This window comes from Neobacillus oceani (genome assembly GCF_046237595.1).
GTDB classification, from domain to species: Bacteria; Bacillota; Bacilli; order Bacillales; family Cytobacillaceae; genus Bacillus_D; species Bacillus_D oceani.
The window spans coordinates 3,276,774-3,292,083 of the sequence record NZ_CP143543.1; the positions used below are offsets into that span (position 1 = coordinate 3,276,774).

Below are 15,310 nucleotides of genomic sequence, written 5' to 3' on the forward strand. Positions count from 1 at the left end.
CGTCTCATACACTAGGCCCTCAGTTTAAGCTTGCCCAGTAGCCTGTCCACCTTGTCCCCGAACAGGAAATAGATAAGCCGTGTCTTAAACGAAAGGTAGAAGTATACAATCCCGCCGGCAAGCGCGCTGACAAGGATTAGAATCAATGACTGCAACTCGGAAGCGGGCGACAGGAACCCAGTTAAAAGCTTGTACACTCCTGCCGCGGCGGCAAGCATCAATCCGCCAAATATAACAATCAATAGGCTGCGTCGCACCACAAGCCTGAATTTGTACTTGGAGAATATTTTAATGACAACCAGGTTAATCGCGATGGCAGCGACATAGCCCAGAGTCGTCGCCAAAATGGCTCCGTCCGTTTCAAAAAGCTTAATTAGCGGAATATTGAGGGCTAATTTTACAAGCAGGCCTGTCAGCAGGCTAAGGACAGTCCATTTCTGTTCATTAATCCCCTGTAGGATTGCCGCGGTAACGGAATAAAGGGCAAAAAGAATGGCGACAGGCGCATACATCCGCAGTACTTCCGTCCCAAGGTCCAAATGACCGTAAAAAACCGTATAGAAGGGCTCGGCAAGCAGAGATAAACCCGCCGCTGCCGGCAATGTCAAGAACAGAAGCACCTGGAATGTCTGGTTCAACTGACTGTTCAGGCTCTTCCGGTCATTCTCCACAAACGCTTTGGTGATACTAGGAACGAGCGTTAGTGAAAAAGCTGTCGCAAGCGCAACGGGAATAATGACCAACTTGTGCGATTGGAAATTCAGGATTGAAAACGCATCTCCCGCGTCACCCTTGCTAAATCCGATTGAAACCATCGCGCGCTCAAAGGTGATTTGATCAATGAACTGGAAAAGCGGATTGGCAATCCCGACCAGGACAAAAGGCGCTGCGTAAATCAAAATTTCCTTATACATTTCCTTTAGGGAAATATCAACAGTCCCTTTATCCTTCTCAAGAAGTTCATCAAGCCCCGGCTTCCTTTTCACCCAGTACCAGCCGAGGACGATAAGCCCGCCGACCGCGCCGATAAATGCGGCAAACGTCGCCGCGCGTACAGCATCAACCGTATTTCCGTCAAGGAATTTCAGGATGATATACGCGCCTGCAATAACGAAAACAATCCTGACAATTTGCTCAACAACCTGGGAAACCGCGGATGGCCCCATCGATTGGTGTCCCTGGAAAAAACCTCTGATCATGCTCATAAACGGGACAATAATCAATGCAAAGGAAACAGCCCTGATAACCGATGTGATATCCTCAGCAGGCAAATCTCTCCCCGTTGAAAGCAGTGGTGCAGTAAAGTAAAGAATAAGGAAGGCAACGATACCCGAACACATCATGACAACTAGTCCTGATTTGAAAAGCTTCCGGCCAACCGCGTATTCTTCCATTGCATTATACTTAGCAATAAATTTAGAAACTGCGAGCGGGATGCCCGCTGTGGCTATGCTGATGAAAATTGTATAAGGGATATAGGAATACTGGTAAAGCAGTGTTCCCTGATATCCCACTATTCTGGTAAAAGGAATGACATAGAAAAGTCCTAGCATCTTGGAAATGATAGTTCCAAGCGTTAATATAAATGTTCCCCTGATTAATTTGGATGACGACATATAATCCCTTCTCACATAAGAAATACATAGATCTTTCTAATAGCAGGTTCGCAGTCACATTAACTTGTAATTTTTGCGCTTCCTGCGCCAATTATATAGGCACGCTAATTAGTAGTGTACCTTTCTTTTCCCCAATGCGCCACTGCCACTCATTATATTTCAATGCATGGGCCTGCCTTTTCATTGGAGCCCTTCAATGTATATAATAAGAAAACAAGTTTACCACATATCATGACTAAAAAAGTTGGTGTTTTTTATGAAATATGATGTGATCGTGATTGGCGGAGGCCCATCCGGATTGATGGCTGCGGCCGCCGCCGGAGAGAAAGGTGCGCGTGTCCTGTTGATTGACAAGGGCGACAAGCTTGGCCGAAAGCTTGCCATTTCCGGCGGTGGCCGTTGCAATGTAACAAATCGGCTCCCTGTTGACGAGATCATTAAACATATTCCCGGCAACGGCCGGTTTTTGTACAGCGGATTTTCAATTTTCAGCAATGAGGATATCATCGCCTTTTTTGAAAAGCTAGGAATCCAGCTAAAGGAAGAGGACCATGGGCGCATGTTTCCGGTTACCGACAAAGCCCAGTCCGTTGTCGACGCCCTCCTTGGAAAACTGGAAGAGTTGCACGTAAAAACGTATACAAACACGCCGGTTAAAGACCTGAAATATAAAGACGGCCGTGTGAAGGGAGTACTGCTTGCAAACGGCTCCGAAGTGGAGGCAGATGCGATAGTTGTCGCTGTCGGCGGGAAATCGGTCCCCCATACCGGATCGACGGGTGACGGGTATGCCTGGGCTGAAAAGGCTGGCCACACGATTGCCGAGCTTTTTCCGACCGAAGTGCCGGTAACGTCCAAAGAGTCTTTTATTAAAAATAAAATCCTTCAAGGGCTGTCGCTGCGCGGCGTTGCCGTAAGCGTGCTCAATCCGAAAGGGAAATCGCTCATTACCCACCGGATGGACATGCTATTTACCCATTTTGGGGTAAGCGGCCCCGCGGTCCTGCGCTGTAGCCAATTCGTTGTTAAAGCGATGAAGAAATGGAACTTAAAAGAAGTGGCGATGCAAATCGATGCTCTGCCGGATCAAAACGGCGAAGCACTTTTCCAGGAAATCGCGAAGCTTGTTAAGGCAGAACCGAAAAAAAGCATGAAAAATTTACTGAAAGGCTTTTTGCCGGAACGGTATTTGCTCTTTTTGCTTGAAAGATCGGGGATAGATGCTGGTGCGCAAGGTACGGAGGTTTCGCACGAGAAAATCCGGACGTTCTGCGGGCTGTGCAAGCAGTTTACGTTCAATGTGAACGGCACGCTTCCGCTTGAAAAAGCATTCGTTACCGGAGGAGGCGTTTCCGTAAAGGAAATCGAGCCGCAGACAATGGCATCGAAAAAAATGGCTGGGCTCTATTTTTGCGGGGAAATTCTTGATATTCATGGATATACAGGAGGCTACAATATTACCGCCGCTTTTGTGACCGGCAGGCTTGCCGGACGCAGCGCCGCCGAATTCGCAGTTGGCAGCCAATAATTTTTTAAAAAAGGAGCTCCCAAGCCATACCTGTATGCCGTGAGAGCTCCTTTACATTTATTTCGCCAATCCTAATAGGACTAAATCGATAACTATCGAGATCATAAGCATAAAGCCAGTCCTGCCTTCCTTTTGATTATGAAAAGGAATGGGTCAAGCCCTATAGATTACCATGGCCGAGAAGCAGTAAATTTGTTCATCCTCGTCTTCCTGGAGGGCTGCGACATTGTATTTAATATCAAGCAGTTTTTTTTCGTCGAGCCCTTTCAGGAAATTATTCATATCAGTTTCAAGATCGGCTTCATGCTCTTTATCAAAAAGTTTCACCTGTATCATTGTGCTTCCTCCCTCTTTTTTCACCAGTTTTGCCAAAATTCCAACTTTTTAACAAATGGCGATGGATAAGGTTTGTTTTTTGCGGAAAAATAAGCTTAAAAAGGAGGCTGGCATAATGGCTAGACGAAACAAAATCCTTGTCCCCGAAGCAAGAAAGGGACTCGATGAATTGAAAGCAAAAGTGGTGGGCGCCAACCGTCCAGAAGACGCCAAATATGAAGCAGCGAAAGAGGTCGGCGTCCCGCTTCAACATGGCTATAACGGCAGGCTTGCTGCTGAGGACGCTGGGAAAGTTGGCGGAAGGCTTGGCGGGAGCATGGTCAAGGAACTCGTCCGCATGGCGCAGGAGAATTTGAAAAAGAAATAGAAGTTGGGGCACCCGGGAACTTGTCCAAACATCAGGAAGCTTTGGACATACATCCCTTGAAAATTCACTTTGCTGTCCAAACTTCGGGCAGCTTTGGACACACATCCCTTGAAAATTCACTTTGCTGTCCAAACATGAAGTAACTTTGGCCTCATACCCATCGGAATTCCGAAAAGTTACCTGAACGCCAAATAAAAAATGCTTTTCTTCATCAACTGAGAAAAGCATTTTTTAATAGAAACATCTAATGCACCTAAAAGATTATTCAATTACCCATTCACTTCAACGTCGCCTTCCCACTCGAGCATGCCGCCTTCCATGTTGATGACCTTGTAGCCCTGCTGCTGCAAGTAGTGGCAAACGTTCATGCTTCGGCCGCCTGATCGGCAAATGACGATATATTCCTTGTTTTTGTCCAGTTCCTCGAGGCGCGCAGGAATTTCCCCCATTTTGATATGCTTCGCGCCGGGGACCATACCGTATACAACTTCCTCGTCTTCCCTGACATCGATTAGTTCAAGCTTCTCTCCAACCTCAATCTTCTTCTTCAGCTCTTCCGTCGAGATTGTTTTAATTGGTTCCATGATTGCACCCCTTTGTCAAAAACATCCCCCGGATTCCGGGGGATGCTATGAATGGTTTTCATACTATAGTTTCCCATAAACCTGTTTTTTCAGCCACCATTACGGCTGCCAGGCAAATTGGAATATTGTTAGTTCGCGACAACGTTGACAAGCTTGCCTGGTACGGCGATTACCTTACGGACGGTTTTACCCTCGAGCTCAGCGCTGATTTCCTTCATCGCAAGCTCTTCCATCACTTCTCTCGTAGCATCGGATGGAACCATCAGCTTTTTCTTCATCTTGCCATTGATTTGGACAACGATTTCCACTTCGTCTTCAACAAGCTTAGTCTCATCAAATGTTGGCCATGGCCCATACGAAACCGTATCTGTATGGCCAAGCTTTTCCCATAGTTCCTCACAGACGTGCGGCGCAACTGGGGAAAGAAGTTTTACGAAGCCCTCCATGTATTCCTTTGGAAGAACATCGGATTTATAGGCTTCATTAATAAACACCATCAATTGGGAAATAGCGACATTGAAGCGAAGCCCTTCATAGTCCTCGGTAACCTTCTTAACTGTCTGGTGGTAGACCCTCTCAAGGTTTTCCGCCTTCGCGCCTTCCCGAATTTTCGAGGAAACCTCTCCATCCGACTCGATGAACAGACGCCATACACGGTCAAGGAACCTGCGCGCGCCGTCAAGGCCGTTCGTCGACCACGCAACGGAAGCATCAAGCGGCCCCATGAACATTTCGTAGAGCCTCAATGTGTCTGCCCCGTGGCTTTCAACGATATGGTCCGGGTTAACGACATTCCCTTTAGATTTGCTCATTTTCTCATTGTTTTCGCCAAGGATCATTCCCTGATTGAATAGCTTCTGGAACGGTTCTTTCGTAGGCACGACGCCAATATCGTATAGGAACTTGTGCCAGAATCGGGCGTAGAGCAGGTGTAATACCGCATGCTCAGCGCCACCGATATAAATGTCGACAGGGAGCCATTCTTTCAGTTTTTCAGGGTCCGCGAGATGATTATCATTCCTCGGATCGATATAGCGGAGATAGTACCAGCAGCTTCCGCCCCATTGCGGCATTGTGTTCGTTTCGCGGCGGCCCTTCTTGCCTGTTTCAGGATCGAAAACGTTTACCCAGTCCTCGATATTGGCAAGCGGTGATTCGCCTGTTCCGGATGGTTTAATGTCGGTTGTTTTTGGCAAAACAAGCGGCAGCTGGTCTTCTGGAACAGCCGTGCTTGTGCCATCCTCCCAATGGATGATCGGAATTGGCTCTCCCCAGTATCTCTGGCGGCTGAATAGCCAGTCACGAAGGCGATAGGTAATCTTTCTTGTCCCGATGCCTTTTTCTTCAAGCCAGGCGATCATGTCCCGTATCGCATCTTCCTTATTTAAACCATCAAGGAAGCCGGAATTTACATGCGTGCCATCGCCTGTATACGCTTCTTTTTCAATATCCCCGCCAGCTACGACTTCAACGATCGGCAAGCCGAATTGCTTCGCGAATTCATAGTCACGCTCGTCATGCGCAGGTACCGCCATGATTGCGCCGGTTCCGTAGCTCGCAAGCACGTAATCCGCAATCCAGATCGGCATCTCTTCGCCGTTCGCCGGATTGATTGCATAGGCGCCGGTGAAGACACCAGTCTTTTCTTTTGCAAGGTCGGTCCGTTCGAGGTCGCTCTTGCTCTTGATTTTTTCAAGATACGCTTCAACCGCTTCCTTCTGGTCCGCAGTGGTGATCTTTTCAACAAGCGCGTGCTCTGGCGCAAGGACCGCATAAGTCGCACCAAAAAGCGTGTCAGGACGCGTTGTGAACACCGTAAATGTGCCGTCATGCCCTTTAATGTTAAAAGTGACTTCAGCACCTTCAGAGCGGCCAATCCAATTGCGCTGCATATCCTTCAGGCTTTCAGGCCAATCAAGCTCTTCAAGGTCCTCCAAGAGCCGGTCTGCATAAGCGGTAATCTTCAGCACCCACTGCTTCATTGGGCGGCGTTCGACCGGATGGCCCCCGCGCTCGCTCTTGCCGTCGATGACTTCTTCATTCGCAAGGACAGTCCCAAGCGCCGGGCACCAGTTAACCGATACTTCGTCGATATAGGCAAGGCCATGTTCGTACAACTTGAGGAAAATCCATTGTGTCCATTTGTAATAATCGGGATCCGTTGTATTGATTTCCCGGTCCCAATCGTATGAAAAACCAAGTTCTTTGATTTGGCGGCGGAACGTGTTTATGTTCCTCTCCGTGAATTCCGCCGGGTCATTCCCTGTATCAAGTGCGTACTGCTCGGCAGGGAGTCCGAATGCGTCCCAGCCCATCGGATGTAGTACATTGTAGCCCTGCATCCGTTTCATACGGGAAAGGATGTCAGTCGCCGTATAGCCTTCCGGGTGGCCAACGTGGAGACCCGCACCCGAAGGATAAGGGAACATGTCAAGGGCGTAAAATTTCGGCTTGCCCTTCTCCTCGCCCGTTTTAAATGTTTTTTCTGTCTCCCACTTCGTTTGCCACTTCTTTTCAATTTGTCTGTGGTTGAAGCTCATCTCAATTTCCTCCCTCAAACTTTTTTCCAAAAATAAAAAACTCCCATCCCATAAACAGGGACGAGAGGATATGTATCTTCCCGCGGTACCACCCACATTAGTGTGAAAAACACTCGCTTCATTCATCCTTAACGCGGAAAACGGCAGGCATTACTGGCACTTCACGCCTGCGACTCTAAGGCGAGTTCATGATGGTCCCGGCCGGCTTGCACCAACCGCCAGCTCTCTAATGGCGGGACGGAATCATTACTATTCCTTTTCACAGTCATTAAACTATTTTACATAGTGCTATTTTATTAAAATTTGCCCCGGGATGCAAGCCACCCGGTTGAAAATGTGCGTTAGCGGAGATTTCCACCATAATCTGGCGTATGGACCGCTCTCTTTCCGGACTTTGTAAACGGATGAAAACATAATAGGCAAACGAAGAAACCCGCCCCCAAAAAAGGCGCGGGATTCACTTTATGCGCGAACCGGCTGCTTTTTTCCCTTAATGCCACGGTCATAGACGACAGTCGTTCCAATTGAAACGATAAACAGGACTATTAGGATCATGAACAACATGGACATGCCGTACAAGTCGACGAGCATTCCGCCTAGAACCGGTCCAATCATTCTGCCGCCGGTGGCCGTGCTGTTGACAATTCCCTGGTAAAAGCCTTCCCGGCCCCGAGGCGCAAGTTCACTGGCAATTGTCGGAACCGCTGGCCAAATGAGCATTTCACCAGCTGTTAAAATTATCATCCCAGCCATAAATCCCGAAAAGCTCCCCGAATTGGCAGCTACGATGAATGCCACAACAAATATGAGCATGCCGAGCACCATCTGTGTTTTAAGCGATCGGCCAAAGCGTTTCAAAAAACCGTTCAGTACTGGCTGGCCGAGCACAATCATCGCACCATTCACTGTCCAGAGCAAACTGTATTGGGTAAGAGTTATATTGATTTCCTGTGTATAGGAAGCGATTGTTGTCTGCCATTGGACATATCCAACCCAGCAAAGGAGGTAGCCAATACAGAGGATGAGCAACGCTTTTAGTTTTTTATTCATACCAGCAGAGGGATTTTCCTGCAAAATAGAAGTCTGGGCGCCTTCCCGGTCGGTTATGTTTTTATAGCCAAAAAAAGCAATCGCCATAAAGACGATATACATGAACAGGTTTGCAACAAAAATCAACTGGAAGGAAAAATCGGCAACAAGTCCTCCTAATGCCGCACCAATCGCTACACCAAGGTTCTGCGCAACATAAATCGCATTGAATGCGCGCCTTCCCCCTTCCTTCCAGACAGCTCCCGACATTGCGTACATTGCCGGAAAAATAATTCCCGCGCCAAAGCCCGAAATTGTAAGGAAAATCACATAAGGGGTAAAGTCGTTCCAAAAAGTCAATCCAAGCAATGCAAGCAAAGCAATGCCAATCCCTAGCAAAATCGTTTTATAACCGCCAAGCCTGTCAAACAAGCTTCCTCCCGCCAGGTTTCCCGCAACGCTCGCAGCGGAGTTCAGCATAAGGACTATGCCAGCGGTGGTTAAAGATTTGCCGAGATGGTCATGGATATAGATTGCATTCAAAGGCCAGAGAAAGGATGAACCTGTAACGTTGACGACCATTCCGATGATTAAAAGCCATAATGAACGCGGCATCTTGATTCTCCTATCTCATAAGAAATGCGCAAGCGCCCCGTTTAGCGCCGTATGGACCGTAGTACACTAGGCGCTGGGCGCTCCTCGGAAAAGAAGTGCACTTTTCCTTCGTGCGATGCTAAGCTGCCGAAGCCTTCCTTGTGGAGCTAGACATAATTCTATAAAAATTTTCTTTCCTATTCTCAAACACAAAGGATATTCTATTCCTTTTCCCAAAACTGTGCAATGGTTTTTATTCCAAATGAGAGAAAAGCACTGCAACCAAAAGGCTACAGTGCTTTTTAACAGCTATTGGCGTTCGGAAATCCCTGTCCGAACTTACTTTTTTGGTGGTGCCGGAACGGCCGGCTGCTGTGCCGGGAACTCCCCATTGATTGCATGGGTTTTCTTCTTGAAGTTATCCTTCTCACCAGTTACAGCTTTTTTCGCCTTTTCGATTTCCTCTTTCAATTTATCGATGTCGACGCCTTTTTTAACAAGCTCTTCGGTTGCAATGTGGATAGCCTGGTTTGATTCTTCAATTGAAACAGCGAGGGAATCCATTGAGCCTTGCGGGTTATGGAAGCCTGCGGAGCTCTCTGCTGCGACGATATCCCAGAACCATTGGGCTTTCCTCACATGTTCCTGTGCGGCTTTTACCTTTTCCGACTTAACTCCAATTGTGATCATTTTGTTTACGTAGTAATGGGCGTTAATGGAAACATCCTCCGCTTTATGCAATTGCTTCATGTGGGTGTCCTGAATCTCGATCACCCTTGCTTCGAGCTTATCGATATCCCTATCGCCGTGGCATGTTCCGCACGATGATTTCATTGTCTTAAGCGGCGAAGTCCACCAGTGTGACGAAATCTTTCGCTTGCCGTCAACACGCTCATATGGCATATGGCAGTCCGCGCATGCTACGCCTGCCTTTCCGTGAGTCCCTTCCACGAATGTTTCAAAGTCCGGGTGTTGAGCCTTCAGCATCGGTGTTCCGGAAACATTGTGGATCCAATCCTTCTCAAACCCTTTTTCCTTGGCAATTGTAGAATAGTACTCATACATTTCTTCAGGCTTGAAGCCCTTGTCCCACGGGAAAGTTACCTCGCTGTTTGTCGCATCAAAGTAATATTCGACGTGGCACTGGCCGCATACATAACTGCGCATATCATTTTTCGTCGCTTTTGATACATCGATTCCCTTCCGCTCCATTGCTTTTACAAAGCTTGGGCGTGTGACACGAAGGTCCATTGTCTGTGGGTCATGGCAGTCGGAACAGCCGATTGGGGAATGGCCCATTTTTTCTCCCATAGGGAAGATCTCTGTTTTAAAATTGGCGCTCCAATACTTCTCGCCCATTTCTTCAATCATTTTCGGAACAGCTGTCGATTTACATGTATAGCAGGAACCAACCGATTTATCGGTAATCCTCGCGACATTCTTCACATCCTCGAGTGCGTAGACGTGGCCGCGGTCTTCGTTATACTCGGTCGCAAAACCATACCCATTGAAAAGGATTGGCAGGTAAGGCTCTTTGTCCGGATCGTACTTGGAGCGTTTGACGGAACCGCTGTATTTCGTATCCGCCATTTTTTCGTTTTTCATGTAGCTGTTGTATTGAAGCGGGAACATATCCTTGAATGCTTCGTTTGAGATTTCATCTTTTGATAGGCCTGATGTTTTCGGTTTGGCGGCTGCCTGTTCACTGGAGGAACTGCAGCCCGTTATGATCAGAATGAATGCCAATACCATCAGGTAGGCTCCAAATCGGAACTTCGACATCCTTAAAATCCTCCCTTATGTTCAAGCAGCTCACCGGATTTAGGCGGCTTATTGAATTCTTTTGTTTTAAAATTCTTTCCGTGCGGCACAGTACGGTGGCACGTCGTGCAGCTTTCCTTCGCATCGTGTTCGATATTCGTCAGGGTGCTTTCATGGCATGTGATACAGTTTTGCTCAACAACCCTCTCTGTCTTTTCGGTTGCATGAAGCACGTTCGGGATTTTATCCTTCCCAAGCGTATTAAAGTACATATGCCCCATTCCGGCCTTGCCCTTGAAAACCAGCTTCTTCGCCACATTATCATGCGGCAGGTGGCAGTCATTGCAGGATAAAGTCGAATGTGTTGAATCCGTAAAGGATCCGTACGCAGAGTCCATGATGTGGCAGCTCTGGCAGAAATTTGGCGAGTCCGTGTAGGCCAACGTTTTCATCGTTACCGCCGACAGGACAATCCCCGCGAAGAGCGCGGCGAAAATCAGTATTTTTTTATCAATCGCCAAAAGTTTCTTAAACATTCTTTCACCTCCCCAGGTAAATGTTTATCTATTAAAACACCTTTGTGTTCTAATTAGGTTCATGTTTTTCTTCCAGCGTTCCTGGCCTAATTCATTCTCATTGTCCGGTGTCAGCGGTACCAGCTTTTGAGCGGATTAAGTTAAGCGCATCCCGGATATCGTCATCCACCTCGTGCTTTTCCTTGATGGTTTCTGCTGCAAGGCGGTAGTATGACTCTTTCAAGCTATGAAAATCGTCAGCTGAAATCTTGTTCATAAGAGCATCCATTTCAAGTTCATTGACGGATTCGTACACATGTTTCAACTCAAGGCCTGTTTCAGTTTCAGCTATTGCCGCAAGCCCGCCTCTCCCAAAAAAGGGTACGAGGACAAGATAAAGGCAGGCCGCAACAAGCAGCGAACATGCGATTATGATGTACAGCAAGCTTGCCACCACCTTTTTAAAAATACTTCTTCCGCTCATTGTCGAGCGTTTCTTCGAGGCTTGCATATTCCCCGCCGCTTAGCGAATTCCGGGTTTCGAGTATGGAGTCCCTTTTCGTTTTCCTGTTTGTTATCCTTTTAATGGCCGCCATCGCTATTGCTCCCCCGGTCGCCAGTCCTGCAACCGGCATGAGCCAGGCGAGCAGCCCGTTTCCTTCCTTTTTGGGAATCTTGAGTGCACCCGGCCCGAGTTCGTCTGTGTAGTAGCGGATGATATCCTCAGGCGCCATGCCCTTGTTCAGCATGTCAATGACTTCACTGTTATAGGCTTTCCGTACTTTGCATGTTGAAAGTTCATGGTCAGAGTGGCCATCCATATGAAGCTGGCTTGTCACTTCCCTGAATTCCGGGGAATTTTCCGAATAGGAAGCAAACACCGCCGCGGGGAGCGCCGCCAGGAATACCGCCAGTAGAGTAATCACTTTCCTCATCATCGGGCCGCCTCCCTATTTATGACATGCTGCACAATAACAGTGTCAGCTGCCCGTCTTCCGCCCGATAAGGCTATGAGGATACCAGCGAGCATTATATATCCCCCTGTCCAAATCCAGCTGATGAACGGATTCACTCTCGCAAGGACAGTAATCTTGTTTTTCGTTTCCCACGAACTGAGGACAACATACAAATCTTCATTCCAGCGGGACTTTACAGCCACTTCGGTCGACGGCTCCGCCCAGTTGTCATAATAGATTTTCTCAGGGTGGACCGGGCTTAGCCTTTCCCCTTTATACACGACTCCCATTTCCGTAAAAATAACGTCCCTGTCAGTTTTTTTCACTTTGTTAAAGCTATTGAAGGTTAGCTCATAACTCCCGATTGTGAAGCTTTCCCCCTTGTTTAGCGTTTTGATAAGTTCGAGCGGGTAGGCCTGGGAGCTAATGATGCCGACAGCAAGGACGCCGATACCGATATGGACGATATAGCCGCCGTACCTGCGCCTATTTTTAGAAAATAGCTTCAACAAGGCTACTGCAACGTTTTCGGCAGTCGCCCTTCGCCGTGCCCTGACTGCCCGGATGATTTCAATCGCATGTGTAGCAAGCATGAACATGCATGCAGATATCCCGATAACAGGGAACAAACCATTGACTCCGCTTGCCGCTAGAAAGCCGGAGAAAAGGACGGATAGCCCCAGAGGCAAGCGGATTTGTTTCAAGAAACGGGACAGGCTTGCTTTTTCCCAAGGGATAACCGGACAGACTGCCATAAGTAAAATGAGCGCCAACAGGATCGGGGCCATGACCTTGTTGAAATAAGGTGCGCCAGTATTGATTTTCGAGCCTAAAAATGTTTCCGAAACAAGCGGGAAGATGGTTCCCCAAAAGACCGCGAAAGCCGACCCAAGCAAAATGTAGTTGTTTAAAAGGAAACTGTTTTCCTTCGAAAAGTAAGACGTGACCGGCACACTCCTGTTATTGATAAGCCGGTTCCGTGAGACAACCATGTAGGCCGCGAACAGGACCATGAACGAGAGGAAGATAAAAAAGTATCTCCCCATGCTGCTATCGGCAAAGGCATGGACACTCGTCAGGATGCCGCTCCTGACGAGGAACGTTCCGAACAAGGTCAGTCCGTACGAGAGGATGACTAGGAACAGATTCCACTTTATGAGCATATTTTTCCGTTCCTGGATCATCACCGAATGAAGCAGCGCAGATACGGTAAGCCATGGCATAAACGATGCATTTTCAACCGGGTCCCATGCCCAGTAACCTCCCCAGCCAAGTTCGACGTATGCCCACCAAGCCCCGATCAGGTTGCCCGCGGTTAAAAACATCCATGCCGCCAGGGTCCATTTCCTCGTAAGCCTCAGCCATGCCGAATCCATTCTTTTTATCATCAGGGAAGCCATCGCAAACGCGAACGGAACGGCCAGCCCGACATAGCCAAGGTAGAGTGTGACCGGATGGACGACCATCCCTGGATTTTGCAGCATTGGATTCAACCCGTTTCCATCCGCAGGGATCGTATCCGATTGTTCAAACGGATTGGCCAACGCCAGCAGGACGACGAAGAAAAAGAGCAGGTTCATCGCGAGTACCGCAAGGACATATGGCGTATAGTTGTTTTTTTTCGAAAAGGCGATTATGCCTGTGTATAAACTTAGCAATAAAGTCCAAAACAAGAGCGACCCGGCATTCCCAGCCCAAAAGGCGGAAAGCTTATAAATAAGTGGGAGGCTTTCGTTCGTATAGGAAGCCACATATGTATATTCGTACTGGCCGGATGCCAGGAAATAAAGAAGGAGGCCGGATGCGGACAAGGAGACAAGGAAAACCCCGAAAATTCCGCCCCTTGCGCTGCCGATCCACTGCAGGCTCTGTGACCTGATGCCTTTGACAGTTGCGGCAATTGTATAGGCTGACAGCACGATTCCAAGGATTAATGATAAATTTCCAACGATATACATGCTGCCGGCCCTCTTTCATTTTTACAGGTTTAGTTTTTTATGAAGTTCTTCGTATTCAGCTTCGGTAATCGTCCCATCGACGAGCATTTTCCGAAGCTGGGCCTTTTTGGAGTTTCCGGCTATTGGCTCAAAAGATGCTGTTCCGGCTTGAGCATGCCTCTTTTTCAAAAAAAGGAGGAGCAACCCGCTGGCGAGCAGGCTTGCCGCGCTAATTCCGGCAATTGTCAGGCCGAGCGGAACTTTTTCCGTTTGTGCAGCCGTGGGGGAAGCGGCCGTTTTTCCTGCAGCTTCAAGCAGTTCATTCGTGGTCCTAGTTTCTTTGCGGTCATAGGAAAGTGTGAATTCCTTCTCCTCGCCCGCCTTCATACCTTTAATTTGGTACGTATGCATCTTCAGCCCGTACGGATTTTCATGCGGGGCTTCAGTTGCCGCTGGGTCGAGATTCACGTTCGCGACATTCATTGGCTCGAGTACGGTCAGGTTGACAAGCGTGATGTCGGCGAAGCTTTTAAAGGAATAATCGAGCAACTTTTCAGTGTCCTTGGTTTTGATTGCATCGGTATAAAATTCGATCACAAATTTATATTGGTCATTTGGCTCGATTGCCCTGCTTGTTTCCCAGGCAATGGTCCCTTTTTTCAAGTCAAGCTCGTAGTTGATTTCAAACATTTGAGACAAGTCGCTGGAATAATCGGCAACAAACCCAATTCGGAAGTTATCCTTGTTCCCAGGCAGTGGAATTTCAATTTTCCCTTTTTGCGCCTTGCCGGAATCGTTAATCAGGCTGCCCTGATAGCCAATTAGTAGGGGCGGCTTCTTCGTTTCTTTGTCATTCGGATGCTTTGCAAATTCAGGCATAACCTGGATGGAGAGCTCCTCCAATTTCAAAATCCCCGTTTCCTTTTCTTCTCCAAGTACCCCAGCGGGCAGCATAAGAACCATCAATAGAAAACAGGTAAGAACTTTTTTGGCCATCGTCCATTCTTCCTTTCAAGGGAAAACCGATCAATCGCCTTGCAGACTAGGCTATTACAAAGGATTTTCCGCTGATTTGCTACCTTATTTAAACCACGGAACAACCCCTCATTCTGTGACCAACATCACAAAAATAAAACGACTCGTTTCCAAATTGTGAACGGCATTTTTCAATGGTTTGCCTTTTAGGAATAATCACCGTTCGGGAAAGGATTTTTGGCAGTTTATTTGGTTTGGAAATTATGGAGATTTTATGAACATCCGAAAATAGTGACAGCAATGGGGATGTGCCTATGGGGTATTTATTTAAAAAGGCAGCACCCATCCGGGCACTGCCTTGGGAGGAAGTTCCATCAATCCTGGCTAATACTTGTTGTTTTCAACGTGCATTTTGGATTTCACCGGCTGTCCGCCAGTCTTTTCATACGCCCTTTTTGCGCGGTCAATCAAATCCAGGTCTGTTCCAACTTCTACATCCTGGCTGTTGTAGCCATTGCGTGTTTTTTGTTCAGGATTATTCTTTTTCGATCTTTTTTTCATATAATCGCGCC

General features: G+C 47.7%; 14 protein-coding genes and 1 other annotated feature. Of the genes, 2 read left to right on the forward strand and 12 right to left on the reverse strand.

All coding sequences use genetic code 11. The annotated features are described in order from the left end of the window. Positions 1–11: 11 nt before the first annotated feature. Complete coding sequence (locus V1499_RS16530) at positions 12–1,616, reverse strand: oligosaccharide flippase family protein (RefSeq protein WP_409270968.1); 1,605 nt, start codon at positions 1,614–1,616, stop codon at positions 12–14. Positions 1,617–1,872: 256 nt separating this feature from the next. On the opposite strand from V1499_RS16530, the gene V1499_RS16535 reads away from it, so the two are divergent. Then, a complete protein-coding gene (locus tag V1499_RS16535) occupies positions 1,873–3,144 on the forward strand; it encodes an NAD(P)/FAD-dependent oxidoreductase (RefSeq protein WP_409270969.1) in 1,272 nt (423 codons plus the stop codon). Between the two features lie 153 nt (positions 3,145–3,297). Here the strand turns inward: V1499_RS16535 and V1499_RS16540 are convergent, their stop codons facing one another. After that, positions 3,298–3,480 carry a sporulation protein Cse60 gene (locus V1499_RS16540; RefSeq protein ID WP_316571019.1) on the reverse strand — a complete coding sequence of 61 codons (183 nt, stop codon included), beginning with the start codon at positions 3,478–3,480 and terminating at the stop codon, positions 3,298–3,300. 115 nt (positions 3,481–3,595) lie between these two features. Between V1499_RS16540 and V1499_RS16545 the strand changes: the two genes are divergently transcribed. Further along, positions 3,596–3,847, forward strand: a complete 252-nt coding sequence (locus tag V1499_RS16545) for an alpha/beta-type small acid-soluble spore protein (RefSeq protein WP_115452636.1) — start codon at positions 3,596–3,598, stop codon at positions 3,845–3,847. 269 nt (positions 3,848–4,116) lie between these two features. On the opposite strand, the gene V1499_RS16550 is transcribed toward V1499_RS16545, so the two are convergent. From V1499_RS16550 to V1499_RS16595, 10 genes are all read right to left on the reverse strand, one after another. Beyond that, the gene (locus V1499_RS16550; RefSeq protein WP_316571020.1) at positions 4,117–4,431 is read right to left on the reverse strand and encodes a rhodanese-like domain-containing protein; all 315 of its coding nucleotides are present in this window, start codon (positions 4,429–4,431) and stop codon (positions 4,117–4,119) included. A gap of 128 nt (positions 4,432–4,559) precedes the next feature. Next, on the reverse strand, positions 4,560–6,971 hold the full coding sequence (gene leuS / locus V1499_RS16555; RefSeq protein WP_409276323.1) for a leucine--tRNA ligase: 2,412 nt from the start codon (positions 6,969–6,971) through the stop codon (positions 4,560–4,562). Between the two features lie 53 nt (positions 6,972–7,024). Beyond that, positions 7,025–7,243: a binding site (T-box leader), on the reverse strand. Positions 7,244–7,433: 190 nt separating this feature from the next. After that, positions 7,434–8,615: an MDR family MFS transporter gene (locus tag V1499_RS16560; protein ID WP_409270971.1), complete on the reverse strand. Its 1,182-nt coding sequence runs from the start codon at positions 8,613–8,615 to the stop codon at positions 7,434–7,436. Between the two features lie 318 nt (positions 8,616–8,933). Beyond that, on the reverse strand, positions 8,934–10,376 hold the full coding sequence (locus V1499_RS16565) for an ammonia-forming cytochrome c nitrite reductase subunit c552 (protein ID WP_409270972.1): 1,443 nt from the start codon (positions 10,374–10,376) through the stop codon (positions 8,934–8,936). Positions 10,377–10,378: 2 nt separating this feature from the next. Further along, on the reverse strand, positions 10,379–10,891 hold the full coding sequence (locus tag V1499_RS16570) for a NapC/NirT family cytochrome c (RefSeq protein WP_409270973.1): 513 nt from the start codon (positions 10,889–10,891) through the stop codon (positions 10,379–10,381). A gap of 97 nt (positions 10,892–10,988) precedes the next feature. Beyond that, the gene (locus V1499_RS16575; protein ID WP_409270974.1) at positions 10,989–11,315 is read right to left on the reverse strand and encodes a hypothetical protein; all 327 of its coding nucleotides are present in this window, start codon (positions 11,313–11,315) and stop codon (positions 10,989–10,991) included. Positions 11,316–11,331: 16 nt separating this feature from the next. Then, on the reverse strand, positions 11,332–11,808 hold the full coding sequence (locus V1499_RS16580; RefSeq protein ID WP_409270975.1) for a cytochrome c-type biogenesis protein CcmH: 477 nt from the start codon (positions 11,806–11,808) through the stop codon (positions 11,332–11,334). Then, positions 11,805–13,784, reverse strand: a complete 1,980-nt coding sequence (locus V1499_RS16585; protein WP_409270976.1) for a heme lyase CcmF/NrfE family subunit — start codon at positions 13,782–13,784, stop codon at positions 11,805–11,807. Before V1499_RS16585 ends, V1499_RS16580 begins: the two co-directional genes overlap by 4 nt. 21 nt (positions 13,785–13,805) lie before the next feature. After that, entirely contained in the window at positions 13,806–14,759 is a 954-nt protein-coding gene (locus V1499_RS16590; RefSeq protein ID WP_409270977.1) for a hypothetical protein, read from the reverse strand. 363 nt (positions 14,760–15,122) lie between these two features. Then, positions 15,123–15,299 carry a glycogen biosynthesis protein GlgD gene (locus V1499_RS16595; RefSeq protein WP_115452627.1) on the reverse strand — a complete coding sequence of 59 codons (177 nt, stop codon included), beginning with the start codon at positions 15,297–15,299 and terminating at the stop codon, positions 15,123–15,125. Positions 15,300–15,310 lie beyond the last annotated feature (11 nt).

Excerpts from the sequence above, each read along its gene's own strand:
- V1499_RS16530 (WP_409270968.1), bottom strand. The coding sequence starts at position 1,616 with ATGTCGTCATCCAAATTAATCAGGGGAACATTTATATTAACGCTTGGA.
- V1499_RS16535 (WP_409270969.1), top strand. The coding sequence starts at position 1,873 with ATGAAATATGATGTGATCGTGATTGGCGGAGGCCCATCCGGATTGATG.
- V1499_RS16540 (WP_316571019.1), bottom strand. The coding sequence starts at position 3,480 with ATGATACAGGTGAAACTTTTTGATAAAGAGCATGAAGCCGATCTTGAA.
- V1499_RS16545 (WP_115452636.1), top strand. The coding sequence starts at position 3,596 with ATGGCTAGACGAAACAAAATCCTTGTCCCCGAAGCAAGAAAGGGACTC.
- V1499_RS16550 (WP_316571020.1), bottom strand. The coding sequence starts at position 4,431 with ATGGAACCAATTAAAACAATCTCGACGGAAGAGCTGAAGAAGAAGATT.
- leuS (WP_409276323.1), bottom strand. The coding sequence starts at position 6,971 with ATGAGCTTCAACCACAGACAAATTGAAAAGAAGTGGCAAACGAAGTGG.
- V1499_RS16560 (WP_409270971.1), bottom strand. The coding sequence starts at position 8,615 with ATGCCGCGTTCATTATGGCTTTTAATCATCGGAATGGTCGTCAACGTT.
- V1499_RS16565 (WP_409270972.1), bottom strand. The coding sequence starts at position 10,376 with ATGTCGAAGTTCCGATTTGGAGCCTACCTGATGGTATTGGCATTCATT.
- V1499_RS16570 (WP_409270973.1), bottom strand. The coding sequence starts at position 10,891 with ATGTTTAAGAAACTTTTGGCGATTGATAAAAAAATACTGATTTTCGCC.
- V1499_RS16580 (WP_409270975.1), bottom strand. The coding sequence starts at position 11,808 with ATGATGAGGAAAGTGATTACTCTACTGGCGGTATTCCTGGCGGCGCTC.
- V1499_RS16585 (WP_409270976.1), bottom strand. The coding sequence starts at position 13,784 with ATGTATATCGTTGGAAATTTATCATTAATCCTTGGAATCGTGCTGTCA.
- V1499_RS16590 (WP_409270977.1), bottom strand. The coding sequence starts at position 14,759 with ATGGCCAAAAAAGTTCTTACCTGTTTTCTATTGATGGTTCTTATGCTG.
- V1499_RS16595 (WP_115452627.1), bottom strand. The coding sequence starts at position 15,299 with ATGAAAAAAAGATCGAAAAAGAATAATCCTGAACAAAAAACACGCAAT.